The organism is Runella sp. SP2 (genome assembly GCF_003711225.1).
Taxonomy (GTDB): Bacteria; Bacteroidota; Bacteroidia; order Cytophagales; family Spirosomataceae; genus Runella.
On sequence record NZ_CP031030.1, the window covers coordinates 1,464,565 to 1,491,042 of the forward strand.

General features: G+C 45.8%; 17 protein-coding genes. 11 read left to right on the forward strand and 6 right to left on the reverse strand.

Annotated features, from left to right (window positions below):
• Positions 1-4 precede the first annotated feature (4 nt).
• The 5 genes from DTQ70_RS06160 to DTQ70_RS06180 form a co-directional block, all read right to left on the reverse strand.
• Positions 5-1,717 (reverse strand): RagB/SusD family nutrient uptake outer membrane protein, encoded by a 1,713-nt coding sequence (locus DTQ70_RS06160; protein ID WP_122930001.1) that lies wholly within the window; start codon positions 1,715-1,717, stop codon positions 5-7.
• Between the two features lie 20 nt (positions 1,718-1,737).
• The gene (locus tag DTQ70_RS06165) at positions 1,738-5,151 is read right to left on the reverse strand and encodes a TonB-dependent receptor (protein ID WP_229600082.1); all 3,414 of its coding nucleotides are present in this window, start codon (positions 5,149-5,151) and stop codon (positions 1,738-1,740) included.
• A 161-nt stretch (positions 5,152-5,312) separates the two neighbouring features.
• Positions 5,313-6,317 carry a FecR family protein gene (locus DTQ70_RS06170; protein WP_122930003.1) on the reverse strand — a complete coding sequence of 335 codons (1,005 nt, stop codon included), beginning with the start codon at positions 6,315-6,317 and terminating at the stop codon, positions 5,313-5,315.
• Between the two features lie 23 nt (positions 6,318-6,340).
• Positions 6,341-6,892: an RNA polymerase sigma factor gene (locus DTQ70_RS06175; protein WP_229600083.1), complete on the reverse strand. Its 552-nt coding sequence runs from the start codon at positions 6,890-6,892 to the stop codon at positions 6,341-6,343.
• Between the two features lie 163 nt (positions 6,893-7,055).
• The gene (locus DTQ70_RS06180; protein WP_122930005.1) at positions 7,056-8,564 is read right to left on the reverse strand and encodes a family 16 glycosylhydrolase; all 1,509 of its coding nucleotides are present in this window, start codon (positions 8,562-8,564) and stop codon (positions 7,056-7,058) included.
• A 486-nt stretch (positions 8,565-9,050) separates the two neighbouring features.
• Between DTQ70_RS06180 and DTQ70_RS06190 the strand changes: the two genes are divergently transcribed.
• The 3 genes from DTQ70_RS06190 (at position 9,051) to DTQ70_RS06200 (ending at position 13,784) form a co-directional block, all read left to right on the forward strand.
• On the forward strand, positions 9,051-10,853 hold the full coding sequence (locus DTQ70_RS06190; protein ID WP_122934287.1) for an FAD-dependent oxidoreductase: 1,803 nt from the start codon (positions 9,051-9,053) through the stop codon (positions 10,851-10,853).
• Entirely contained in the window at positions 10,823-12,646 is a 1,824-nt protein-coding gene (locus DTQ70_RS06195; RefSeq protein ID WP_122934288.1) for a 2-oxoacid:acceptor oxidoreductase subunit alpha, read from the forward strand. The genes DTQ70_RS06190 and DTQ70_RS06195 overlap by 31 nt, the downstream gene beginning before the upstream one ends.
• Before the next feature lie 85 nt (positions 12,647-12,731).
• Positions 12,732-13,784 (forward strand): 2-oxoacid:ferredoxin oxidoreductase subunit beta, encoded by a 1,053-nt coding sequence (locus DTQ70_RS06200; RefSeq protein WP_122930007.1) that lies wholly within the window; start codon positions 12,732-12,734, stop codon positions 13,782-13,784.
• A gap of 87 nt (positions 13,785-13,871) precedes the next feature.
• Here DTQ70_RS06200 and DTQ70_RS06205 read toward each other — a convergent pair whose 3' ends face one another.
• Positions 13,872-14,900, reverse strand: a complete 1,029-nt coding sequence (locus DTQ70_RS06205) for a LacI family DNA-binding transcriptional regulator (RefSeq protein WP_122930008.1) — start codon at positions 14,898-14,900, stop codon at positions 13,872-13,874.
• A gap of 278 nt (positions 14,901-15,178) precedes the next feature.
• On the opposite strand from DTQ70_RS06205, the gene DTQ70_RS06210 reads away from it, so the two are divergent.
• The 8 genes from DTQ70_RS06210 (at position 15,179) to hisD (ending at position 26,472) form a co-directional block, all read left to right on the forward strand.
• On the forward strand, positions 15,179-16,534 hold the full coding sequence (locus DTQ70_RS06210) for a DUF1080 domain-containing protein (protein ID WP_122930009.1): 1,356 nt from the start codon (positions 15,179-15,181) through the stop codon (positions 16,532-16,534).
• A gap of 114 nt (positions 16,535-16,648) precedes the next feature.
• The gene (locus DTQ70_RS06215; RefSeq protein WP_122930010.1) at positions 16,649-18,658 is read left to right on the forward strand and encodes a glycoside hydrolase family 3 N-terminal domain-containing protein; all 2,010 of its coding nucleotides are present in this window, start codon (positions 16,649-16,651) and stop codon (positions 18,656-18,658) included.
• A gap of 16 nt (positions 18,659-18,674) precedes the next feature.
• Entirely contained in the window at positions 18,675-19,862 is a 1,188-nt protein-coding gene (gene uxuA / locus DTQ70_RS06220) for a mannonate dehydratase (protein WP_122930011.1), read from the forward strand.
• Positions 19,863-19,949: 87 nt separating this feature from the next.
• Positions 19,950-20,819 carry an AraC family transcriptional regulator gene (locus DTQ70_RS06225; protein WP_229600084.1) on the forward strand — a complete coding sequence of 290 codons (870 nt, stop codon included), beginning with the start codon at positions 19,950-19,952 and terminating at the stop codon, positions 20,817-20,819.
• Between the two features lie 89 nt (positions 20,820-20,908).
• Entirely contained in the window at positions 20,909-22,471 is a 1,563-nt protein-coding gene (locus DTQ70_RS06230; protein ID WP_122930013.1) for a GDSL-type esterase/lipase family protein, read from the forward strand.
• A gap of 363 nt (positions 22,472-22,834) precedes the next feature.
• Positions 22,835-23,824 (forward strand): VOC family protein, encoded by a 990-nt coding sequence (locus tag DTQ70_RS06235; RefSeq protein ID WP_122930014.1) that lies wholly within the window; start codon positions 22,835-22,837, stop codon positions 23,822-23,824.
• 108 nt (positions 23,825-23,932) lie between these two features.
• Entirely contained in the window at positions 23,933-25,036 is a 1,104-nt protein-coding gene (locus tag DTQ70_RS06240) for a S9 family peptidase (RefSeq protein WP_229600085.1), read from the forward strand.
• Positions 25,037-25,158: 122 nt separating this feature from the next.
• Positions 25,159-26,472: a histidinol dehydrogenase gene (hisD, locus tag DTQ70_RS06245; RefSeq protein WP_122930016.1), complete on the forward strand. Its 1,314-nt coding sequence runs from the start codon at positions 25,159-25,161 to the stop codon at positions 26,470-26,472.
• Positions 26,473-26,478 lie beyond the last annotated feature (6 nt).

A 26,478-nucleotide genomic window follows, 5' to 3' on the forward strand; every position in this document is an offset into this window, starting at 1 on the left:
TCTACTAATACCCCTCGTTTTGTTTCATGTTAGGGTTGATTTGGATTTCGGCAGTGGGGATGGGCCACAAATACTGGCGGTCGTTCCATGTCGTAGGAACCAAGTTTTTGATCAGCCCTGTTTTTGCCATTTCGCTAAAATCGGGCGTGCCATCTTCGTCGATTTTGGGAGTTCCAGGGAAAAACCATAGATTTTTGTCAACGACTTTGGCGCGCAAGTCAACAGGGTCGAGCATACCGTAAATGGGTCTGTTAAGCACTTTTCCCGCAATCCCCCAGCGAATAATATCCATGTAGCGTAAACCTTCAAAAGCCAACTCCATGCGGCGTTCCATGCGCAGTTCGCGGCGCAATTCGGCTTGATTGGTGGTAGTGATAGCAGGGTAGGAGGCCGTAGCGGTAAGTGCTACTTTATAGGCCCTTGCCCGTACAGAATTGATGGCGTCCAAGACCGATTTGTCAATTTGATTTTGTTCAATTTTGGCTTCAGCGTACATCAACAGCACGTCGGCATAGCGGACGATAATCTGCTCAGGATCAATCAATCGGCCATTGAGCAACCACGAATCGTCAACGCCTTTTTTCCAAACCAAGCCATTGAATGACGCAAATTGCGCATTAGCACGGTTATCGTTGTTGGTTACCTTGGTGTTGGTGCTGATACGTGTCACTTGAAGGGTATTTGGGTGGGGATCATAAATAAATCCTAAGTGGGGTTGGCCAAACTCTACGATGGTGGCCGTACAGCGAGGGTCACGGTTTTTGAATGGGTTTTTGGGGTCGTAAAGTGGCGATTTGTCAATGGTTTTACCGTCTGTACAGAGGTACGAACAAAACAAATCCCAGGTTGGGTTAGCCGCCGCAAAGCCCCCCGAAGTACGACTGATAATATCGGAAGTTGGCCCTGTAGTTACTTTCAGTTCCAATGAACGGGGAATGGAGAAAATGATTTCTTTGGAGTTTTTGGTACTCTGCAAAAACAAATTGGCATAGTCCGAATGTAACACGTATTGGTTCAAATCGATGCACGCTTTGGCGGCGTCGCTGGCCGTTTTGTAGTCTTTTTCGTAAAGGGCAAAACGCGCTTTCAAAGCCAATGCAACGCCTTTTGTAGCTCGCTTTACTGCCGAAGCGGCATAACTCGTGGGCAAATTGGCAATGGCAAAATCAAAGTCTTCGTAGATTTTGGTCATCACCGTTTTTTTGTCGGTACGGCCTTTGGTATAAGCCTCTTCAATACTGACAACGTTGTCGCTGTAAACCACATCACCAAACTTATTGACCAACTTAGCATACTGCCCTGCCCGATGAAGCCGCGCTTCTGCCAAATAAACATCTAATTTTGCCTGACTTACCTTGGCTTTGGTTTCGGCGCTATTTAGGGCTACAATTGCTCTGTTTGCCCGAGCTATAGCCTTGTAAGAATTGCGCCAAAGTGCGGTCGAAAACGCCCATTGGCTCGTCACGGTTCCAGCTTTAATAGGTGTAAGGGTTTGCCGATAAAAACCATCGTCTGAAAGATAATTAACGCTTGTACCATCTTCATCCCACTGCCAAAATTCAATGCGGTAGAGGTCATTGAGGGCTAGTTGGATCTCGGTTTCGTTAGAGTACCACTTTTCGGCGGAGGGTTCAGCCAAGGGATAAAGGTCGAGGGAGTTTTGGCAGGAAGCTAACAATAGGAAGCTAAAGACTGCGATGTATATGTTCTTTTTCATGGAAAGTCAAAATGGTTACATTAAAAGCCAATGGTAAAGCCGCCCAACACAGTTGTTACGATTCCCATTCCTTCAGGATCCCAACCTTTTGGGTATTTGTTGAGTGAAAATACGTCGGTTGCATTGAGATACACCCGAATGTTGTTCGAGAGAATTTTGCGCGAAATCCGTTGTGGAATGGTGTAGCCCAATGTGATGTTTTTCAAACGAAAATAACCACCATTGAATAACCAGAAATCAGACATAGCGCGGTTCAAACCTTTGTTGGTTTCGGTAAATCTTGGGTATTTGGCCGCAAGGTTTTGGTCGGTAGTATTGTTCATGCTCCAAGTACTTCCGTCCAAATACACAGGGAACACACCCCAGTTTTCGGCGTTGTAGTCGGTGTAAGGTAGTAGCGACGTATTTTGGTAGCCAATGCCCTGAAAGGTTACTCCCAAATCAAATCCGCTGTAGTCTAACTTAAAATTTCCGCCGTACATCCATTGTGGTTGTGAGTTGCCCAATAAAACGCGGTCATACTCTGGCGAAATTTTACCGTCAGGTACGCCATTCGGGCCGCTGATGTCGGTGTATTTCATGTCGCCAACTTTGACGTTCGCGTTGATTTTGGGAGAATTATTGACGTCTTCTTGGGTTTGGTAAATCCCTTCCGAACGGTAGCCGTACCACTCGTCAAATTGGCTTCCTAATTTTCGGATGCGGTCGCCAATAAACTCAGTACCACCCAAATCGCCCATGACAGATTTAAACTGTGATAAGTTGAAAGATGCTGAGTAACGTAGTTTGCCGATGTTGTCGGTCCAGCCCAAATCCAAATCAATGCCTTTGGTCGTCATGGTGCCCGTATTTTGGTTTGGGTTTTCAAATCCTACAAAAATCGGAATCTGCAAGGCCAACAACATGTCTTTGGTTTGTTTGTAATAGGCGTCGGCCGTGAAGCGTAAACGATTTTTTAGGAAATAAGCGTCCAAGCCGACATCAATAGAGGATGTTTTCTCCCACGAAATATCCTGGATGGCATATTGCACTTGGGCGGCGGTCTGCTGCGCTACGGCTACGTTGTTTTGGTAAAAGAGCGCATTGCCAAAACTCATGATACCCACCGACGGATAGTTTCCTATGCGCTCGTTGCCCAGGTTTCCCCATGAGGCACGAAGTTTCAGAAAGGACATTACGTTTTGTCTTTTGAAGAAATTTTCCTCGCTTACTACCCAGCCCGCCGACACCGACGGAAACGTACCCCAACGGTAGTTGGCATTGAAACGCGACGAGCCGTCACGACGAACATTGGCCTGAATCAAGTATTTGTCTTTGAAGCTATACGTCAAGCGACCGAAATAAGAGCGATAAGCGGTTTCAAAGGCTGACCCGAAGTTATCTCTTAACGCAGCGGGACCTTGGTTGAGATAAGGATAGGTGTCAAACAAATATTGGTCGCGCGAAGCCCCCATCGACTCGCCTTTGAAGTAGTAGTTTTCGTAACCTGCCAAGGCCGTAAAATCGTGGTCACCAATGGTTTTTAGGTAATTTCCTAAAAACTGGGTTGTTACACTAAAATTAGTCGTGCGGTTTTCGTCCAAACGTGTCGTAAGACCACCTCCAATTAACGATACCAGATATTGGTTGGGGTCGTTGGCGGCATAGACATCTACCTGTCGATTGAAACGTTTTTGAATGTTAAAATCAAAAATAGGTGCGATAATACCCGACAATTTTAAGCCCTCAATGGGTTTAATATCAAGGGCAAGCCGTCCTCCAATTTGGTTGTAATTGATTCGATCAGTGCCACCATATTTAATTTTAGCATATACGTTTTCCCCCGCTTTTCCATCAGCAATGCGGCCATCTGCCCAGATTGCGGGATAAATAGGTGATGAAATCAAAATTCGCTGTAAAGGAGTTGCCGCTGAAGGGTTACTTCGGGTATCGATTCCAATGGTTCCTAAATCTGTTGCGCTGGTGTTTGCCGTAGGGTCGAGGGTATTCGTTCTCTTAAAGTTAAAATCAACGGTACCTCCAATGAGTTTATTGATGGTAAAGTCGTTGTTGGAACGGACAAAAATTCGGTTGTAGTTTTTGTTGTCGTAAAAGCCACCTACTTTTTCAAACCGAACCGACGCGTTTGATTTTACAAATTTTGAACCTCCTACGATACTGATGCTGTGGGCTTCTCTAGGAGCTACTTTGTTGAGGGTCAAAGCCATCCAGTCGGTGTCGGGGTAACGATTGGGGTCAGACAAGTGTTTTTGGTTGTAATCCGTCAACAAATCTTGGCTAAAAGTTGGGAAGCGGTTTGCGCCGTTGCCCGCATCATTCCAGCGGAGTTCGTTGACAAGCTCCATGTAGCGTTGCGCCCGCATGTAGTCGGGTAGCTGCGTAGGGGTATCAAAGCCGTTTTCGTAACTGTATTGAATAGAAGCTTGGTCGGTTTTGGCGCGCTTGGTCGTAATCAAAATTACCCCTGCTGCTGCGCGTGATCCATAAATAGAGGCCGATGCTGCATCTTTCAGTACGGTAAGGTTCTCAATATCGTTGGGGTTTACTTGGTTGACATCACTAACGGGTACACCATCGACAACCACCAGTGGGTCAGAACTGCCAATTGTCGTAATCCCCCGAATCCGAATCGTAGCGCCACCCATGGCACCATTGGCCCCACTGCGTGTCACCATCACGCCCGACATTGCCCCTTGCAGTGCTTGTGCTACCTGCGTTTCTTTGCGCTCCTTGAACATTTCCGAATTGATCGTGGACACAGCACCCGTGAGGTCTTTTTTCTTTTGAACGCCATAACCTACGACCACCACTTCTTCCAGTGATTTGGTATCGGGTTTGAGCGAAATATTCAAAGAAGTCTGATTGGCGACATTGATTTCTTGACTCAAATAACCGACAAAAGAGAAAACAAGGATGATGTTGTCGTCGGGAATCGAGAGACGATAATTGCCATTGGCATCGGTATTGGTGCCACGCTGCGTACCTTTTACCAAAATACTTACCCCAGGTAGCCCTACACCTTTTTCGTCCGAAACTGTCCCCGTGATATTTCTATCGACATTGCGGAATAACTCAAGGCTTGAGGCTTCGCCGTTTGGGAGTACGTCTTTTTCGTTTTTTACTTTTTTTAGCAAAATCCGATTTTCAATCACTTCGTACGTGACTTCGATGGGCTTCAAAATTTGGTCCAACACTGCCGAAAGGCGGCGGTTGTTAAGACTCACAGTTAGGCGCTGCGTTGACTTAATTTTGGTGCTATACACAAACTTGACGTTTGCTTGCTTTTCAATGTCGTTCAAAATTCTACTTAACTCAAGCTGCTCCCCCGCGACGGTAATGGTGCGGTTGAGCACCTCTTGGGCACGTGTATCGTGTGCGATTGCCATACCACTGCACAACACGATTAGCAACAATTGTGATAAGGTAATTTTCATGAGATTCCACCAGATTTTGGGAATTGGTAACGGTTTTTGCATACATTTACTTGTTTTTTGATTGAACAAATTGGAAAACTAGGCCCTCCCACAGATTGGCGTTTGTAGAGGGTTTTACTCTTGGCCGAAAATGTTCGCTGCATTTTCGGCCGCTTTTTTATTTAGCAACCGTCTCCATAAATGAAGACCACCGTGCCACGTTTTTCGTAAGTGGCATCTATGGATTTACAGATAAGTTCGAGTTGGGTAAACATCGAAAGCCCGTTGAGGTCGGCAGTGATGTGGCAATCCTTGGCGTTGGGATTGGCAATCACAAACTCTAGCCCGTACCGCACTGAGAGGGAGCGGAGGACTTCCTCTAACGAGGTTTCTTTAAACACCAAAGGAAGGTTCGCTAACTCTGGCGTAGCAATTGGAACAGGGTTTTCAACAATGCCTGGGACAATGTTTTTGGAGGTAACATCATAGAGTACTTTTTGATTTGGGGTCAAAATGACGCCATTCTTCTCCGCTTTTTGGTTGGGCTTTTCGGTATAAACCGATACCTTGCCCGTCGTAACCGATACTTCGATGGTGTTTGATTTTTCGTGGTGACTTACCCAAAAACTCGTTCCTAATACCTCGGTCGTTAGCTCTCCTGCGTGCACTACAAAGGGTTTGGTGACGTTGCGTTTTACCTTAAAAAAGGCTTGTCCTTTTAAATAAACGGTGCGTTTGGTTTGGTTGAAAGTTTTGTCATATACGATGCTGCTGTTTTGTTTGAGCAGCACAATGGTACCGTCTTCAAGGCGCACTTCTTGTTCGTGCGTGGTCGTGTTTTTTACTTCAATACCCTTGTTTTCGGCTTGCGCCGTAATGGCTTGTAAAGTGATGTTTGAGGTTGTCGGCTCGTTGGTATTCCACCAAATGAAGCCCATCACCAAACAAGCCGCCGCGGCCGAAACCCACGTCCAGGGCATTTGTAGGAGGCGAGCGCTAGGACGAATATGCCCGTGAATACGCTGCCAAAGGCGCTTTTCAAGCGAATTTCGCTGATTTTCTGCTAGATTGGTGGGGTATGAAGAAGGCTGCTGCCGAAGCCATTGCTCCAAAAACCGCTCCTCTTCTTCGGTTGTTTTCCCTTCTAGGTAGCGCTTTGATAGCTCGTTAAATTCTTGTTGAGTCATCTTTATAGGGGTGTGTTTATAGCCTAGTTGTTGGATTGATACGATTTCAGGTTTTCTTTCAAGAACTTGAGCGATTTGGTAATGTGGTACTCGACCGCTTTTTCACTCAGGTTGAGGCCATGAGCAATTTCTTTCACCGATTGATTCTCAAAACGGCTTCTCTTAAAAACCTCCGCACTTTTTTCGGGCAAAAGATTGAGCACTTTGTCCACCGCTTCGGCCAATTCTACGTAATTGACGATTTCGTCGGTGGCATAATTTTGATGGATTTCCTGAAAAATAAGGTACTCTTGGTATTTGCGGTAATTGACTTGCGACTTGATGTAGTCATAAACCTGATTCTTGATGGCAATGGTTAGGTACAAATCCAAGTGGCGAATGACTACCTCGTTACGGCGGTTCCAAATGGTTAGAAACACCTCCTGTACCAACTCTTCGGCTTCTTCCCGCACCCCCGTTTGGTGGTAGGCAATGCCGTAGAGTTTGTACCAGTACCGACGGTAGATTTCTTCAAAAGCAGGAATCTTGCCTTCTCGTAGAAACTCCACCAATCGTTCGTCATCCCATTGCTTCATTGTCATTATTGTGTGATTTACCAGTACAGTAGAGGAAAGGGAGTAAATCCCTAAATAATTTTAAAAAATAATTGAATTATCTTGTTTTGAGCCAATAGAGGCATAAAAAACAAAAAAGGAGGCCACGTTCAGTAACCTCCTTCGGAAAAACAATTGGGCCGATTTATTGATAAACGCGTACAAAATCCACTTCCATCGAAGCAGGGAAAACGCTTTCATCAACCCCTTTGGCGCCACCCCAGTTACCCCCAACGGCTAAGTTGAGCAACAAATAGTGGGGTTTGTCAAAAGGCCATTCATTGACCGTTTTGTGTTCGTTGGGAATGCTCAAATAAACAACGCCATCCAGCAAAAAATCCATCTTCTCGGGTGTCCAGTCCACGGCATACACGTGAAACTCAGTGTAAGGATTTTTGATAAAAATTTTCTTCGATTTCTGCGTTCCTTTGACGTGGTTGTAGGCTTGGGTGTGAATCGTCCCGACGAGCGTATCGGGGTCGTAGCCAACGTGCTCCATGATGTCGATTTCGCCGCATTTGGGCCAGCCTACTTCTTTGATGTCTTTGCCAAGCATCCAAATCGCGGGCCAAGTTCCTCGTCCTTTGGGAAGTTTTGCCCGAACTTCAATCCTGCCGTACGTCCATTCACCTTTGTCGCGCGTAACCAAACGAGCGGAGGTAAATTTGCGATTTTCCATTGCCTGTGGGCGGGCAGTAATGGTCAAAACACCCTTACGAACGACGGCGTTGCTGGTATCTTCCTTCGTATAATATTGCAGTTCGTTGTTTCCCCAACCATTTCCGCCGACGTCGTAGCCCCATTTTTTTGAATCAGGTAAACCCGTATAATTAAACTCATCACCTCCCACCAATTTGCGTTTGGTTTTGGCAAAATACGCATCGTGTTGCAGCCCTTTTTCGGGTTCATCGGTTGTGAGAAAATCAATGTTTCTCCCCAAAAAATAATCCATGAGCAAGGTATCGTTGACTGTCCAGGCATTGGTGACAATTCCCTCTTTTTTTGCTTCATCCAGCCATTGTTCATCCCGTTGAAAAACACTAAAATGATAATCGGCGCCACCGATGTTGTCTGCTTTTAGTTGAGACGCCGAAATGTTCCCGTTGAGATATTGCAGCTTTGCGTCCTTGTCGAGTTCGCGCACTTTTTTCAAAATATCATAATCAAAACTGATATAGACAATCCACTTCTGAGCTTTCATTTTGCGTACCATTTGCACCACTTTTTCGGCCAAAAGCACCCCTCGTTCTTTACCCGCAGGCGACGGTTTGATTTCCGTCACGAGCATTGTTTTTTTCTGCTTTTTGCCTTCTTTCAAGTATTCCTCCAGCGTAGGAAGTAATTCGCCGTTTTTGAGCGGTTTTTTACGGAGTTCGGCAAAATCGGTTTGTTCGATGTCCATGCCTTCGTGGTGTGCGTCGTGGTTGATGACCAACACCTCATCTTTGGTCATCCGCACGTCAAATTCAGAGCCTACACAGCCTAAGCGAACGGCTGCTTGCAAGGAAGCGATGGAGTTTTGAGGAACGCCCGTTTTTTTCCAAGCTCCTCGGTGTGCTACTATTTTGTTGTTGTGAAACTGCTGTGCATTTATGACTTGGAGTCTAAAAAGCACCATTGTAAATAGGACAGAGAAAGTAATTTTTTTATTCATTTTGTAAAACTGAGATAGAACGTATCAGGGATTCAAGCAAGGCTATTTTTTTGTAAAGGCGAAAGTTCTTGGTTTCTTCTGCTTTTCTCAAAAAACATTAAAAATGGCTGTGCCCAAGTGATGCAAAAAAGAAAATTAAAAAGAAATGTATGGTTGAGAAAGCGGCTGTTAGTCAGCGCTTTAAAAAAGGTGTCTTTCTGACACAAAGCAAAGTGGCTCAATACACCTTTAAGTACCATAGCAATTTTATAGTTTGGGCTTCAAAAAAATGAAAAACCGTTAAGTAATATTTAGATAACATAGCCTTTGTAATACCAAATGAAATTCCTTAATTGCCATCAAAAAGCAAATTAAGCACAATTAACTAATGAAATTACCCATCAAAAGCATTGGATTCTGCTGCCTTAAAGACTATTTATCCTTTTGACAATTAGTGCTTATTGTTAAAAAACTTACGTATTGCAGATTTTTCAAACCATACTTCCTTTGAAACCGACAGATATTAAAAACCCTGAGTATTTCCACAAAGTGGTGGATTGCCAGTACGCTTGCCCTGCGCATACGCCTGTACCAGAGTACATTCGGCTGATTGCGGCAGAGCGCTACACGGAGGCGTACATGGTCAATTGGGAATCCAATGTTTTCCCAGGTGTGTTGGGTCGTACTTGCGACCGTCCGTGTGAACCTGCCTGCCGTCGCGGGCGCGTGGAGGAGGAACCCGTTGCGATTTGCCGCCTCAAGCGCGTTGCTGCCGATAACAAAGGTGACGTAAAGGCATTTATGCCACAAGGCCCTTTTGTTTCAAACGGTAAGCGCATTGCTTTGATTGGTGGTGGCCCTGCGGCCCTGACCGTTGCGAGAGATTTGGCACCGCTTGGTTATCAAATCGACCTCTACGACGACCAAGACCGTGGTGGAGGAATGATGCGTAGCCAGATTCCTTCGTTTCGTTTACCCGAAAGCGTGTTGAACGAAGAGGTAAACTTTATCCTCGATTTGGGGATTCATACGCATTTCAAAACGCGCGTTGATAGCCTGCGTGGCGTCCTAGACAAAGGATACGATGCGGTTTTTGTTGGAACGGGCGCACCCAAAGGAAAAGACTTGGCGGATTTGCCAGGACGTTGGGATTCGACTGGCAACATTCACATCGGTATTGAGTGGCTGGCAAGCGTAGCGTTTGAACACACCCAAAAAATTGGTAAAAAAGTATTGGTTTTGGGTGGTGGAAATACGGCCATGGACTGCTGCCGTACGTCTCGCCGCCTGGGTGGCGAAGATGTGAAAGTAGTGGTTCGTAGCCCACGCAAAGAAATGAAAGCTTCTCCTTGGGAAATCGAAGATGCCTTGCACGAAGATATTCCTATTTTTGAAAACCACGTTCCAAAATCCTTCGTTACCGAAAATGGTAAATTGGTAGGAATGATGTTTGAGAAAGTAGAGCCAAAATACGAAAACGGTCGCCGCAAGCTTGTTCCAACGGGTGAGCCTGAAGTGTTTTTTGAGGCTGATGATGTGTTAATTGCCATCGGACAAGAAAACTCTTTCCCTTGGATTGAGCGCGATTTAGGCTTGGAGTTTAACCAATGGGGCTTGCCTGCGTTGGATGAAACGACGTTCCAATCAACCGTTCCTAACGTGTTTTTTGGTGGTGACGCTGCACTGGGGCCGAAAAACGTCATCACGGCAGTAGCACAAGGACACCAAGCGGCGGTTTCGATTGATTTGTACTGTAACCAACAATCGCTTACTGAGCGTCCGTCGCCTTATACCAACTTGATTAGCCAAAAAATGGGTATTCACGAGTGGATTTATGATAGCGATGTGACGACTGATATTCGCTATAAAGTTCCGCACGCCGATAAAAGCTTGACCCTCAAAGACCGCAAAAAAGAAGTAGAATTGGGCTTTAGCCAAGATACGGGCTTCAAAGAAGCACAACGCTGCCTCAATTGCGACGTTCAAACGGTCTTCTCGGAAAGCCGTTGTATCGAATGTGATGCTTGTGTAGATATTTGTCCTACGACTTGTATCACATTTACCACAAATGGTGAAGAAGAAGACCTTCGCACGCGTTTGAACGCCCCCGCCAACGACACCGACCAAGACTTGTACGTGTCGGATACGCTGAAAACAGGGCGGGTGATGATCAAAGACGAAAACGTGTGTTTACACTGTGGCCTTTGCGCCGAACGCTGTCCTACATCGGCTTGGGACATGCAGAAATATTTATATTCAGTTACCAAAGCAGGGAATCAATGCGGAATCTTACAGGAATTAACGACTTAGTAGTACGATTTGCCAACGTTAACGGGACAGGGTCGGCCAGTGCTAACAACATGTTTGCGATGTCCATTTTTAGAATGGGCATTCCCATGACGGCTAAAAATATTTTCCCCTCTAATATCCAAGGACTACCAACTTGGTACGAGGTTCGGGTGAGCGAAAAAGGCTATTTAGGCCGCCGTGAAGGGGTGGACGTGTTGGTGTGCGTCAACCCACAAAGTATGAAACAAGACATTGCTTCCGTCAAATCGGGGGGGTATTTTGTGTACGATAACACCAAAAATTTACACAAAGATTTTATCCGCGAAGACATCAATTACATCGGGATTCCGATGATTGGTATCTGTATGCGTTTGTACCAAGACCCTCGTCAGCGTCAGTTGTTCAAAAACATGATTTACGTGGGTGCCTTGGCTGCTTTGCTGGACATTGAGTTGGAGGTGGTAAAAGGAATCATTGCCGATGAGTTTGCCAAAAAACCAAAACTCATTGAACCCAACGTGCAAGCAATGATGGAAGGTGTAAAATACGTGCAGGACAATTATAGCTACCCGCTCCACGTACGCGTCGAACGCCGTGATTTGGTGGGCGATAGCATTGTGATTGACGGAAACACCGCCTGCGGTCTCGGGGCAGTGTACGCAGGAGCGACCGTCGCGGGTTGGTACCCGATTACTCCCTCGACCTCACTGGTAGAAGCTTTTGCCAAATACGCCAACAAATACCGACTTGACCCCGAAACGGGACTCAAAAAAGTAGCCATTGTGCAAGCGGAAGACGAGCTCGCTGCTTTTGGGATGGTGTTGGGTGCTTCGTGGAACGGAGCGCGGGCGTTTACGGCAACGAGTGGCCCTGGGGTTTCGTTGATGAACGAATTTTTGGGCTTAGCCTATTTTGCCGAAATTCCAGCGGTGTTGGTGGATGTACAACGTGGTGGCCCTTCAACGGGGATGCCGACGCGTACGCAGCAGTCTGACTTGTTGTTGGCTGCCTATGCGTCGCACGGGGATACCAAACACGTTTTGTTGTTGCCAAGTACGCCAACGGAATGTTTCAATTTGATGGCCGATGCGTTTGATTTGGCAGAACGTTTGCAAACGCCTGTCATTATGATGACAGATTTGGATTTGGGCATGAATGACCACTTGACGGCACCATTGAAATGGGATGATAGCCGTCGTTATGACCGTGGAAAAGTATATACCGCGCAAGATTTGGACGATTTGACGGCGGTGGGTAAGCAATTTGGTCGTTATTTAGACGTGGACGGCGACGGAATTCCGTACCGTACCATTCCCGCCACGCACCCAACAAAAGGTTCATTCTTCACACGCGGTACGTCGCACGACGAATATGCGCGCTATACCGAAGACGGAGTAAAAAATGCCGAAGTGCTTGACCGTTTGCTTAAAAAGTGGGACACCGCCAAAGAAATTACGCCAAAGCCTGAGTTTTACCAAACTGAAAATAAAAGCAATGTCGGGGTAATTTTCTTCGGAACAACGACCTACGCGGCTTTGGAAGCGATGGATTTGCTCCGTGAAGAAGAGGGGATTACGCTAGATGCGATGCGTGCCACGGCCTTCCCGTTCCATTCGTCGGTAGAGGAGTTTATTGCGGCGCACGACCAAGTATTTGTGATTGAGCAAAACCGCGATGCGCAGTTCCGTACGTTGTTAATCAATGAATTGGAAGTGAATCCGAAGAAGCTCATCAAAATCCTCAATTACGACGGAATGCCAATCACCGCAGAAGCGATTCGTCGTCAGATTGCGGGAGTTTTAGCGACGGTTTAAATAAAATCCTCCCAACTTCTCGAAAGTTTAAAACTTTCGAGAAGTTCTAAACTTTCGAGAAGTTACTAGAAATTAGACATTCAAAATGACTTACATAAAACCAAAATTTCGTCACCCCGAAATGCCCAAAAATACCATTGGGTACGCCAAAGCCGACTACGAAGGGGTGATTTCGACGCTTTGTGCAGGTTGTGGCCACGATTCTATCAGTGGTGCCATCGTACAAGCTTGCTATGAAATGGCGATTGAGCCGCACCGCGTGGCCAAGTTGTCGGGGATTGGTTGCTCGTCTAAGACGCCCAACTATTTCTTGAACAATTCGCACGGCTTTAACTCTGTTCACGGTCGGATGCCTTCGGTGGCGACGGGCGCTAACATGGCCAACCGCGACCTGATTTACCTTGGTGTCTCGGGCGATGGCGATACGGCTTCCATCGGGATGGGCCAGTTTGTTCACGCCATTCGTCGGAATTTGAACATGCTTTACATCGTGATGAACAACGGCTGCTACGGACTGACCAAAGGGCAAGATTCGGCAACAGCCGACCAAGGTTCGGTGAGCAAAAGTGGTTCGGTGAATCCTTTTGAGGGAATTGACCTGCCTGGCATGGCGCTTGAGTTAGGGGCAACCTTTGTAGCACGTAGCTTTTCAGGAGATAAAACCCAACTCGTGCCACTCATCAAAGCCGCACTTTCCCACAAAGGTTTTGCGTTGATTGACGTGATGTCTCCGTGCGTTACGTTCAACAACAATGCGGGCTCAACCAAATCGTACGACTACGTTCGCGACCACATCGAAGCCTTGGCTGAAATTGGTTTTGTGCCTGAAAAAGACGAGATAACTGTCTCATACGAAACGGGTACAACCGTTGATGTAGAACTTCACGACGGTTCGGTGGTACATTTGCAAAAACTGGCCGATGGCTGGGATCCGCGCGACCGCCAAGCAGCAATGCGTCGTTTGCAAGCAGCAAAAACAGAGGGAGAAATCCTTACGGGTTTGTTGTATATCGACCCCAATAGCAAAGATTTGCACGAAGTGATTAAATCTGATTTGCGTCCTTTAAATAGCCTCACCGAAGAAGATTTGTGTCCAGGTTCGGCTATCTTAGCGTCAATCAATGAGGATTTTAGATAGCAATAAACGCTATTGTAAATCAAACAATCATCCAATCATCGTCGCCGACAAATTAAGTTCCAAGTCACGAAATATTTGTCGGCGATGCTATTTGTCCAAGTTTTGTCGAATAGACGAAGCTCGAATGACCAAGTTGGTTTTTAATGTTTTGGTTACTGACTGTGTGTTTTCGTTGGGTTTTTTGATAAGTTTAATGAGCAGTTCTGCGGCCGAACGACCCATTTCAAACGCAGGTTGTGCCACCGAACTCAACGGCGGGTTAAGCATAGCGGCCATGGGCAAATCAGAGAACCCAATTAAGGCAATGTCTTTGGGCATGGTCAGACCCGTTTCGGTAATGGCCGCGTGGCATCCAATGGCAATGTTGTCGCTGGCGGCAAAGATCCCATCGGGCTTGATGGCGCTTTTGAGTAACTCCCGCGCTACTTCAATCGACTGCTGTGAGTCAAAATGGGTGGACCACACATATTCTTCATGATACGGCAACCCGTGGTCGAGCAAGGCAGTTTTGTACCCTTGAAGACGCCTTTTGCTGATTAACAAATGTGGTGGCCCTGAGATGTGAACAATTCGCTGACACCCTTGGTCTATCAGGTGTTTGGTGGCATTATAGGCTCCTTCATAGTCATCGACGGCGACTTTATGGGTGTCTATTTCTTCGTAAATGCGGTCAAAAAATACAATCGGGAAGCCTTTATCGTGCAAGTTTTTGAAGTGCGAGAAATCAGTGGTATTGGTCGCAACGGCGACTAGAAAGCCGTCTTTTCGCCGATTGTAAATGTGTTTTACGTTTAATACTTCGCGTTCGTAGTCGTCGTGGCTTTGGTAAATCACGACATGGTATCCTTCGGCAAAAGCGACGTCTTCGATTCCTGCAATCACAATCGCAAAAAACGGATTAGAAATATCAGGCACAATCACCCCGATGTCGTTACTGTGGCTGTTTAATAAGCTTAGGGCAACGGGGTCGGGGGTATAGTCTAGCTGTTCGGCAAGTTCAAGAACCTTGCGTTTGGTTTCGATACCAATTTCGTGACTATCTCGCAGTGCCCTCGATACGGTCGAGGTCGAGAGGTTCAGTTGTTTGGCAATGTCTTTTATCGTGACTTTTCTCATGGGAGTGCAAACCTAAAAAAGTCCTATTTAATTCTCAAAGTATGGTCTTTAAATAAGAAACATAAATATAACAGTAGGCGCTTATTTTCCAATTTTATATTGAAGAAAGCTGGGTAGTGCAACCGTTCCCGAAAACGTTTGCGTAAATAAATGAATCTTACTTCTTTCATAAGCGGGCATTAAATTCTAACATCATGGAAGAAAAATGCCCTGTCGCTCTTATTTAAGAGATACAAAATCTAAATATAATACCATTTTATTTACTAAAAATTGTACGAATGAAAAAGCAACTAGCTATTCTTTTCACCTTACTTTGGGTATCGGGTTCTGTCTTTGCCCAAAAAGAAAAATGGACACCTTTATTTGATGGAAAATCATTCAAAGGTTGGAAGCAACTCAACGGCCAAGCAAAATATACCATTGAAAATGGTGAAATTGTGGGAACAACCGTTGCCAATACCCCCAACTCTTTCATGGCTACCGAAAAAGAATACGGTGATTTTATTTTAGAATTAGACCTTAAAGTCGATAATTCAATGAACTCAGGTATTCAGATTCGTAGTTTGTCAAAGCCTGATTACCAAAATGGCCGTGTTCACGGTTACCAAATCGAAATCGACCCGTCAGACCGCGCTTGGTCGGGTGGGGTGTATGACGAAGCACGCCGTGGTTGGTTGTATAACCTAAATTTTAACCCAGAAGGTAAAAAAGCCTTCCGCCGCGACCAGTGGAATCATTACCGCATTGAGGCCATCGGAAGCGTGATTCGTACGTGGATAAATGGTATTCCAACGGCACATTTGATTGATGACATGACACCCCAGGGCTTTATTGCGCTTCAGGTACATGCCATCGGAAAAGACCAAAAAGAAGGAACGCAGATTCGTTGGAAAAACATTAAAATTCAGACAGAAAACCTCAAAGCAAGCCCCGTTGACAATTGCCCCGTTGAAAACTGGACGATTAATAGCTTGTCGGAGCAGGAAAAATCGCAAGGTTTTAAGTTGTTGTTTAATGGCAAGGACTTTACAGGTTGGAGAGCTGTACACAGCGACAAAATGTCGGGTAAGCACTGGAATGTGGTGGATGGCACGATGAACGTAAGCCCTTCGGATGGGTCTGAAACGGGCAATGACATCGTTACGACTGACCAATACGGCGCGTTTGAAATGAAGTTTGAGTTTAAACTGACCGAAGGGGCTAACTCAGGCGTGAAGTATTTTGTAAATGAAGCCTTTGATTCGGGAGGTAAGTCGGGTATTGGCTTGGAGTTTCAAGTGTTGGACGATGAAAAACACCCCGATGCTAAAATGGGCGCTGCTGGAAACCGTACCTTGGCGAGTCTCTACGACTTGATTCCATCGTACAAATTGGACAAACGCTTCCAGAAAAAAATTGGTGAGTGGAACCAAGGCCGCATTGTGGTGTATCCAAATAACATCGTTCAACACTGGCTCAATGGCTTCAAAGTGATTGAATACGAGCGAAAAAGCAATATTTACGATGCACTTGTTGCACGTTCAAAATACTCGAAATATAAGGAGTTTGGCGCAGGTGATAAAGGCCATATTCTTCTTCAGGATCATGGCGATAACGTGTCGTTCCGTAACTTGAAAATCCGCGAATTGAAGTAATACTTTTACCACATAGGACACACTAGGTAAGAAGCACATCAGAAAACATAGAAAACCTATGTGTAAATACTAATGTGAACTATGTGGTAAACCATAACTAACCAAACCTTCCCGATGAAAAAATTACTGTTATTCTTATCCATCGTAGGCGTAGCCAACGCCCAAAAACAACCTCAGCTAAGTCACCGTTCGGTCAAGGTATTAAAAGTGAACGGTTTAGAGTTTAAAGACTTAAACAAAAACGGTAAGCTTGACAAATACGAAGACTGGCGTTTGTCTGCCGAAGAACGGGCAAAAGATGTTTTGTCGCAAATGACGTTGGAAGAAAAAGTGGGCTTTATGCTCATCAGCACGACGCGGATGGCTGGCGACATGGCACTGGTTTCTGTAGGAGGAGCAAGGGCCGAAATCACAAGTGGCTTCAACGAAGAAGATTTGGTACAAGCCAATAACATGTTCACACGCAAGCCCTTGGCCGTGCCGATGCTTTCTGCTTCGGGGACCACGAAGGGAGTAACGCAGCGACATCTTCGCCATTTTATTTTACGGGCTAATACCAACGTGAAAAACATGGCCGAATGGTCGAACAACCTGCAAGCGTTGTGTGAAAATACGCGGCTCGGTATCCCTGCGGTGGTGGCTTCCAACCCGCGCAACCACGTTACTTCAGATGCAGCGGTAGGGCTGAGCGTTGGCACAACTGCTTTTTCTAAGTGGCCAGGTGAATTGGGGTTGGCTGCCATGCGGGACTTAAAACTTACCCGTGAGTTTGCCCAAATTGCCGCCCAAGAGTGGGCCGCCGTTGGCTTGCGCAAAGGCTATATGTACATGGCCGATTTGGCAACCGAGCCACGTTGGAACCGTACGGAAGGAACGTTTGGAGAAGATGCGGACCTTTCTGCGGCGATGATTCGCGAAATTGTGCTGGGCTTTCAAGGAACAAAACTCGGCAATACTTCCGTAGCGATGACGACCAAGCACTTTCCAGGAGGGGGCCCGCAAGAAGGTGGACAAGATTCTCATTTCGATTGGGGAAAGTTTGCCCACTACCCAGGAGGGATGTTTGATTATCATTTAAAACCATTCAAAGCGGCTATTGAGGCAGGAACCTCGTCGATTATGCCCTACTACTCAGCTCCGAAAGGGAAAGAGTTTGAAGAGGTTGGTTTTTCGTATAATAAAGCTATTATCGACGACTTATTACGCAAAAAATTGGGTTTTAAAGGAATTATCAACTCTGATACAGGGCCTATCGACATGATGCCGTGGGGAGTGGAGTCGTTGACCCTTGAGCAACGTTATCAAAAGGCATTAAATGCGGGCGTAGATATTTTTTCGGGAACGGCTGACCCGACAGTGTTACTCGAAACCGTTAAAAAAGGATTGGTCACCGAAAGCCGTATTAACGAGTCGGTGGGGCGACTCCTAAAAGAAAAATTTGAATTAGGTCTCTTTGAAAATCCCTACGTGGATGTAGAAAAAGCAGAGAAAATAGTTGGGAAGGCCGAATTTCAGCAAAAAGCGGATATAGCTCACCGTAAGTCCATTGTGTTGTTGCGAAACAACGAAGCACTATTGCCAGTCACTAAAAAAACAAAGGTTTATTTTGAAGTGTATAGAGAGGCTGGTGGTCGAGGGGCTCAAGGAGCAGAATCGCCGATTAAGGTGATTAAGCCCACAGCTCAGTACCCTCAATTTGAGTTTGTTTCGACCAAAGAAGAAGCCGACATGGTTTTGCTTTGGTTGTTTCCCACGACGGGAGGGTTGTTTAGTTCCAGCGGTAAACCTATTGAATTAAGCTTATCTAAAAATAAAATTGATGTAGCACACGTCAATGAGTTGCTCAAAAGCAAACCCACTGTGGTGGTTGTCAATTATACCAATCCGTGGGTAATTGAGGAAATTGAGGGAAATACTAAAACACTTTTAGCTACTTTTGGCACAACTCCTGAGGCTTTGTTGGATATTGTAGCGGGGAAATTTAACCCAACGGGCAAGATGCCATTTGCGATTCCTGTCTCAGAAAAAGCGGTAGCGGAGAACAAATCTGACGTTCCTGGCAGTAAGGAAAACGCAGGCTACGCTTTGTTTAACTTTGGAGCTGGATTAAATTATAAGAAATAAATCGTACTCATTATTTATGGCATTAGAACAAACATGGCGCTGGTACGGCCCCAACGACCCCGTGAGTCTTTGGGATGTACGCCAAGCAGGCGCAACGGGTGTAGTATCGGCTTTGCACCACATTCCGAATGGCCAAGTGTGGACCATCGCAGAAATCGAAAAACGTAAAGCAGAAATTGAGGCCGTGGGTCTTACGTGGTCAGTGGTAGAAAGTGTACCCGTTCACGAAGACATCAAAAAAGCAACGGGGAACTACAAACAATACATCGAAAACTACAAAGAAAGCTTGTCTAATTTGGCGGCTTGCGGGATAGATACCGTTTGTTATAATTTTATGCCCGTCTTGGACTGGACACGCACTGACTTGGATTATCGTTTACCCGACGGCTCAACAGCTTTGCGGTTTGATATGACGGAATTTTGTGCGTTTGAAACCTATATTTTGAAACGCCCCAATGCCGAAAAAAGCTATTCGGAAGCCCAATTACAGAAAGCAAAAAGCTGGATTGATAATGCTTCAGAAGCATCGGTTCAAAAACTAATCCGAAACATCATTGCAGGTTTGCCAGGAAGTGAAGAAAGTTTTACGGTAGAGGAGTTTGCAGAAGTGTTGAAATCGTACGACAACGTGGACGATACGGCACTTCGTACTAATTTATACAACTTTTTGAAAGAAATTACTCCCGTAGCTGAGAACGCAGGCGTATTGTTGGCCATTCACCCCGACGACCCCCCGTATCCGATTTTGGGACTTCCGCGCGTGGTAAGTACCGAAACCGATGCTCAGCAACTGTTGAAAGCGTACGAAAGCAAGCATAACGGTCTTTGTTTTTGCACGGGAAGCTATGGCGTACGGGCCGACAACGACCTCGTAGGCATGGTCGAACGCATGGGAAATCGCATCAATTTTGTGCATTTGCGGGCTACAACGCGCGATGCCGAAGGTAATTTTTATGAGGCGGATCACCTAACAGGTGACGTGGATATGTACGGTGTAATGAAGGCTCTGGTGACCGAACAACGACGTCGTATTGCCGAAAACCGTCCCGATTACCGTTTGCCTTTCCGTCCTGACCACGGACACCGAATGTTGGACGATTTGAACCCCAATAAAAAAACAAACCCAGGCTACACGGCTATCGGTCGCCTCCGTGGGCTGGCAGAGCTTCGTGGGTTGGAATTGGGGATTGAAAGAAGTTTATAGATATAGAATCTCAAACCTTGGAAAGGTTTTATTGAAGCGATACTCATTTTGAAAACCGATGCAGTTCCTATTCTAAACCCCTTTGAAATGGGGCAGCTCCATTTTGAAGAAGATTTGGCGTGGCAGTCGTTGTTTGCGCCAACGCATCACTATTTTCACATCAATCGACTTGAAGACTACAAAGACATGATGCGGTTTCCTTTGCCGCCGCATCGAAAAGTAGTGTATGATTTTGTGTTTTTGACCCAAGGTGAAAGTGTACGGAGCAAGGGACTCGATAGCTTCTCGTTTTCGGCCAATACTTTTTTCTTTTTACCCGCTTACCAAATCACCAGTCATAAGTCGATGAGTGCTGACGCACGAGGGTTCTATTGCCACTTCGACCTTGATTTATTGACCAAAAATATCCACCACAAAGAGATTTTGCAGGATTTCTCTTTTCTTCAATTTATTGGGAATCCGTTGGTGTCGGTTGATGAAACAACCAGAGAAACCATCCTTTTTTTGCTCCAACGCCTCGAAAAAGAGTACCAAAAGCCCGAAAAACCTGATTTTCGACTTGCACAATTGTATTTGTTGGCGTTGATGACCGAAATTAAACCGTTTGTCGTGGCTGATAAAAGGGTGAAAATCAACGCTGCGTCGCAAATAACCGAGCGTTATAAAAGTGCGCTGGAGCAATTTATTTACCAAAAGCAAAAAATCACAGATTTTGCCGAAATCTTAGCCGTGACGCCCAATCACCTCAATAAATGTGTCAAGGCAACGACGGGCAAATCAGCCCATGAACTGTTGGACGATATGCTTTTATTGGAGGCCAAAGTGCTTCTAAAACAAACAACGCTGCCCATTGCTGACGTGGCGCTTCGTATAGGCAAAAGCGAACTCAGTGATTTTGGACGATTTTTTAAGCAGAAAACGGGCTTTACTCCCAGTGAATACCGTAAAATGGATTGATTTAGCCAATAATTCTTCGTTTTTTGACTATCAATTTTCAATTATTTGTATAAGCTTTGTACAAAAAAAACGTGTTAAATTGATACAAAATGAAAAAAGCGTTCATAATCGTTGCGGCTTTACTTTTGGGAGTAAGCCTCGAAAACCAAGCGCAACAAGTCATCCCTTTGTACGAAGGAAAAGCTCCAGGTTCCGAAAACTGGACGTGGTCGGAGCAAGAATATTCCAACAACGCCTTCAAAACTCGCGTGATTTATAACGTCGTACAACCTACCTTAACGGTCTATTTACCCAAGCCTGAATTAGCAACAGGAACGGCTGTCATTGTAGCACCAGGGGGAGCATTTCATATTTTATCCATTGATAACGAAGGCATTGATGTAGCAAAATGGCTAAATTCTAAGGGTATTGCTGCGTTTGTGTTGAAATACCGTTTGGTACGAAGCCTGACTGATAATCCTGTGGCGGAGTTAATGCCCAAAATGCAGGATTTTAAGAAACTCGATGAAATCAATGCTCCCGTGGTAGAGATGGCTGTGGCCGACGGAAAAAAAGCGATTGAGTATGTACGGAGTCATGCCAAAGAGCTTGATATTTTGCCCAACCAAATCGGAATCATGGGTTTTTCGGCAGGAGGAGCTTTAACGTTAGGGGTAGGACTAAGTTATTCGGCAGCCAATCGCCCCGATTTTATTGCTCCCATTTACCCCAAAACCGATATTTTTGGCCCGCTTAAAGTCCCAGCCGATGCACCGCCTGCGTGGATTTGTGCCGCTTCCGACGACCAATTGGGCTTTGCTCCGCACGCAACGGCATTGTACGATGCTTGGATTGGCGCGAAAAAAATTGCAGAATTACACATGTATCAAAAAGGAGGACACGGTTTTGGCATGAATAAACAAAAAATACCGACCGATACGTGGTACGAACGTTTTGGAGAATGGATGAAATTGCAGGGTTTATTAAAAAAACTACGCCCGTCTGCATTGGAATTGAAATATTCGGAAGCGCAAATTGCGAATTTTGAACGCAACGATTGGGCTAATTTCAGTCGCTACAGTGAGGCCAATAAAAAGCTGCCCGCTCCCAAAGAGGGTGAAAATCGCATCGTATTTTTGGGAAATTCCATTACTGAAGGCTGGGTTAGAGCTCAACCCGATTTTTTCGCCAACGGAAATTACATCGGTCGTGGTATTAGCGGACAAACTTCGCCCCAAGCTTTGCTGCGTTTTCGCCCTGATGTGGTGGACTTGAAGCCTAAAGTGGTGGTTATCAATATTGGCATCAATGATATTGCCGAAAACACAGGGCCATATAACCCCGATTTTACGTTAGGGAACATTGCGTCGATGGTTGAAATTGCCAAAGCCAACGGCATCAAAGTTGTTTTGGCATCGGTACATCCTGCTTATGAGTTTCCTTGGCGAAAAGACATCAGCGATGTGCCCAACAAAATCATTCGCTTCAACGAACGTCTCAAGCAGTACGCTCAGTCACAAGGAGTTGTTTACCTCGATTACCACAGTGCTATGAAAGATAGTCGTAACGGCATGGCGCCCGATATTGCCGAAGACGGCGTTCACCCAACGCTGAAAGGGTACCAAATAATGGCACCCCTGGCCGAAGCAGCAATTGCCAAAGCGCTGAAATAAATTAATGTGCAGGAGGTTTCTCAAAACCTCCTTAAATAAGCCTCTGCAGAGGCGTAACATTTGTACCTAACGTGCAGGAGGTTTCTCAAAACCTCCTTTTTTGTGTAAAGGCATAAAAATTGATATAAAATTAGAAGTATTAGAAGATAAACGTGTAGGAGGTTTCTCAAAACCTCCTTTTTTTATGTAAAGGCATAAAAATTGATATAAAATTAGAAGTATTAGAAGATAAATTTTAAAAATGGATTGATTTTGTAGAATAGTTGCGTCTTTTAGATTAACCACTGTTGCGTAAAATGTTGAAACTTTGCATTGAAAAATTGAACTATTTTAAGCGATATTCAACTTTAAAAACATACGTTAGTGGCAAAGAATCCGCATTTCCTTTCGCAAATGGCCCACATAGAGGTGCTAACAACAGACCTTGAAAAGTCAGTCTATTTCTTCCGAGATGTCGTTGGCATGGACGAAACAGGGCGTGAAGAAAATTCAGTTTACCTCCGTGCTTGGGGTGATTATTTTCATCATACATTAAAACTCACCCAAAGTGATAAATCAGGACTGGGACACATCGGCTGGCGTGCTGATAGTGCCGAAGCCCTCGAAGAATGTGTAGCGCATTTGGAAAGTCTAGGTGCGGGCAGAGGCTGGGTCGAAGGAGATTTAGGCCACGGGAAAGCGTATCGTTTTCAGTCGCCCGATGGTCACATACACGAGGTATTTTGGGACGTAGTGTGGCTTCGCGAAACGGGCGAACGTGGTAGTGTCTATGCCGACCGTTATGCAAGCAATCGCTTGAAAGGAGCTAATCCCCGTCGCTTTGACCACGTAACCTACATGGTAGCCAAAGGGAAATACGCCGCAGAGAAAGCATTTTGGCAAACATTTGGACTCAAAAACCCTGACGAAATACGAATTGCGGACGAAATACCACCTGTCGGTGGATTGTGGACTATCGGAAACCTGTCGCATGATATTGCCGTCTTCACTGACCCTAACATTGGCGAAAATGAAGGCGTTTTGAATCACATTTGTTGGAATGTGGACAGCCGTGAAGAGGTACTTTTAGCGTTAGATTATTTCATCGAAAAAGGCTTCAAGAGTGTGATGGGAGCACCCACTCGCCACAAAGCTGACGAAGGCTTCTTTATTTACATCCAAGACCCAGGCAGCGGCGTTTTGTTTGAATACTATGCCTGCGCACGTCTTGTGTTTGCGCCTGACCATCAGGATGTTCATTACCTAAAAGATAACCCGAACGATGCGTGGGGAAGCGTGAATCCATTTGCCGAAATGGCCAAAGGGAAAAAACTCGGCCTTACCGACGGACAAGTTAAACCAGTGGACGTTTAGCCCCCTAACCCCCAATGGGGGAAAAGGGTATTCAAAATAATTTTTAACATTTTAAAAGTCCCCATTGGGGATTTAGGGGCTATGTGGCATTATTTTCCAGGGCAATATATGCCCTCATATCAAGTCAATCGTGCATTAACCCAAGCCCATTACGGGGGCGGGGAATTTGCGGAAATTTTAGAAGTAGCAAGTGAAATCGACCCGCTCGACCGCGAGAGTTTTAACCGTGCTTGGGTGAAAATGGGCGATAAAGTCTATGACAAAGCAGAAGCCTATGCACAGGCCAATCAGCGTGTGTCGGCGCGACGTACCTACTTGCGGGCGTTCAATTACTTACGTACGGCAGAGTTTTTTATGACTTTGCACGACGAACGCAAAATACCTTATTACCTCAAATGCCGTGATGCGTTTATCAAAGCCATTGATTTGTTTGATGAACGACCAATTACGGTTGATATTCCGTTTGAAGGCTCAACCCTTCCTGCCTATCTTTTTCTTCCAAATAATTTCCCCCATCGGGGGGCAGGGGGCCATCCGCCAGTAGTGGTCATGTTTGGTGGGTTGGACAGTTTGGCCGAAGAGCTTTACTTCGGAATTGCCCAACACCTTAATGAACGCGGAATCGCTATGATGGCCGTCGATGGGCCTGGACAAGGGGCATCGCTGCGTTTAAATCACATCCATACTCGCTACGATTACAATGTGGCTGGAACGGCAGTGTTGGACTATATTATTGAAAACCTCGGCGAGCATGTCGATACCGCTCGGGTAGGGGTTGGAGCGGTTTCGATGGGCGGCTACATGGCGGCGCGCTGTGCAGCTTTTGAACCTCGTTTTAAGGTGTGTATGATTTTCGGGGCCGTGTGGTCGTACTATGACATCTGGAAAAACCGCCCAGATAATCACCCATTGGCCGAAATCGTACAGCATATCGTAGGAGCGGACAATATGGCCGACGCCCGCGAGCGTCTCAAAAACTTCACTTTAGAAGGTGTTGCTGAAAAAATTCAATGCCCGACTTACATTCTCCACGGTGAAGACGACCGCCAAAATTTTGTAGAAAATGCCTACAAAGTAAACGACGCCTTGACTTGCGAACACGTGATGGAAATCGTGCCTAAAGACGAAAGTGGCTCTGCTCACTGCTCAGTTGATGATTTTACCAAGACTTTTAATATGTACGATTGGATTGAGAAGAAGATTAAAGAATAGCCCCCTAACCCCCGAAGGGGGAACTCGTTAGAGGGCGAATAAAATGATTTTAAACTAATGCTTTTAAGTTCTTATTAGGGATTTAGGGGGGTTTATTTCCCCCATTGGGGGGTAGGGGGCTTATGATACAACAAATAAAAAAAGGAATTACCTATGCCGAAAGTAAAGAAGCAGATCGTAAAGTGCGTGCTTTGGTAGAGGAAATGCTCGAAAATGTGGCACAAAATGGCGACAAGGCCGTGCGTGAGTACTCGGCAAAGCTTGATCATTGGTCGCCCGAAAGTTTCCGACTTTCGGACGAAACGATAAAGAAAATCGTCGCATCATTGCCAGAGCAAGTGATTGAAGATATCAAATTTGCACAAACCCAAATCCGAAATTTCGCCCAAATCCAACGAGAATCTATTCGTGATGTGGAGGTCGAAACCCTTCCTGGGGTGATTTTGGGACACAAAAATATTCCAGTTAATTCAGTAGGCTGCTACGTTCCTGGGGGGCGTTATCCGATGGTAGCCTCAGCGCACATGAGCGTACTGACGGCCAAAGTAGCGGGAGTACAGCGCGTGATTGCGTGTACCCCACCCATCAAAGGTGAAATCCCTGCGGCTACCGTTGCAGCGATGTATATGGCAGGTGCTGACGAAATTTACCTCCTTGGGGGTGTTCAGGCCATTGCCATGATGGCGCTGGGAACCGAAACCGTAAAACCCGTCGATATGCTCGTAGGCCCAGGAAATGCTTACGTGGCCGAAGCCAAACGGCAGTTGTTTGGAAAAGTCGGAATTGACCTTTTTGCGGGGCCAACCGAAACACTCGTTATTGCCGATGACACCACCGATGTCGAAACTTGCGCTACCGATTTGCTCGGCCAAGCAGAACACGGGCCTACGTCGCCTGCGGTGTTGTTAACCACCAGCAAAACCATCGCCGAAGGCATTGAAACCGAAATTCAACGGCAATTGGCAGTGCTTCCGACGGCCGATATTGCCAGTGTTTCGTGGCGAGATTACGGACAAGTCATTTTGTGTGACACCGTGGATGAACTGGTGGCCGAAGCCGACCGCATTGCTAGTGAACACGTGCAAGTAATGACCGAAAACCCACGGTATTTCTTGGAAAAAATGACCAACTACGGTGGTTTGTTTTTAGGCGATAAAACCAACGTTGCCTATGGCGATAAAGTCATTGGCACCAATCATACATTACCTACCAAAGAAGCAGCTCGTTACACAGGCGGACTCTGGGTAGGCAAGTTCCTCAAAACTTGTACCTACCAAGAGGTCCGTACTCCAGAAGCCAGTGCATTGATTGGGGAATATTGCTCCCGACTTTGCGCCATCGAAAACTTCTGGGGGCATAAAGAACAGGCAGATTTGCGCGTGAGGAAATACAGCCCCCTAGCCCCCAATGGGGGAACAAAAAAAGAGACGCCATAACACATT

Excerpts from the sequence above, each read along its gene's own strand:
- DTQ70_RS06160 (WP_122930001.1), bottom strand. The coding sequence starts at position 1,717 with ATGAAAAAGAACATATACATCGCAGTCTTTAGCTTCCTATTGTTAGCT.
- DTQ70_RS06165 (WP_229600082.1), bottom strand. The coding sequence starts at position 5,151 with ATGAAAATTACCTTATCACAATTGTTGCTAATCGTGTTGTGCAGTGGT.
- DTQ70_RS06170 (WP_122930003.1), bottom strand. The coding sequence starts at position 6,317 with ATGACTCAACAAGAATTTAACGAGCTATCAAAGCGCTACCTAGAAGGG.
- DTQ70_RS06175 (WP_229600083.1), bottom strand. The coding sequence starts at position 6,892 with ATGAAGCAATGGGATGACGAACGATTGGTGGAGTTTCTACGAGAAGGC.
- DTQ70_RS06180 (WP_122930005.1), bottom strand. The coding sequence starts at position 8,564 with ATGAATAAAAAAATTACTTTCTCTGTCCTATTTACAATGGTGCTTTTT.
- DTQ70_RS06195 (WP_122934288.1), top strand. The coding sequence starts at position 10,823 with ATGCGGAATCTTACAGGAATTAACGACTTAGTAGTACGATTTGCCAAC.
- DTQ70_RS06200 (WP_122930007.1), top strand. The coding sequence starts at position 12,732 with ATGACTTACATAAAACCAAAATTTCGTCACCCCGAAATGCCCAAAAAT.
- DTQ70_RS06205 (WP_122930008.1), bottom strand. The coding sequence starts at position 14,900 with ATGAGAAAAGTCACGATAAAAGACATTGCCAAACAACTGAACCTCTCG.
- DTQ70_RS06210 (WP_122930009.1), top strand. The coding sequence starts at position 15,179 with ATGAAAAAGCAACTAGCTATTCTTTTCACCTTACTTTGGGTATCGGGT.
- DTQ70_RS06215 (WP_122930010.1), top strand. The coding sequence starts at position 16,649 with ATGAAAAAATTACTGTTATTCTTATCCATCGTAGGCGTAGCCAACGCC.
- uxuA (WP_122930011.1), top strand. The coding sequence starts at position 18,675 with ATGGCATTAGAACAAACATGGCGCTGGTACGGCCCCAACGACCCCGTG.
- DTQ70_RS06225 (WP_229600084.1), top strand. The coding sequence starts at position 19,950 with ATGGGGCAGCTCCATTTTGAAGAAGATTTGGCGTGGCAGTCGTTGTTT.
- DTQ70_RS06230 (WP_122930013.1), top strand. The coding sequence starts at position 20,909 with ATGAAAAAAGCGTTCATAATCGTTGCGGCTTTACTTTTGGGAGTAAGC.
- DTQ70_RS06240 (WP_229600085.1), top strand. The coding sequence starts at position 23,933 with ATGCCCTCATATCAAGTCAATCGTGCATTAACCCAAGCCCATTACGGG.
- hisD (WP_122930016.1), top strand. The coding sequence starts at position 25,159 with ATGATACAACAAATAAAAAAAGGAATTACCTATGCCGAAAGTAAAGAA.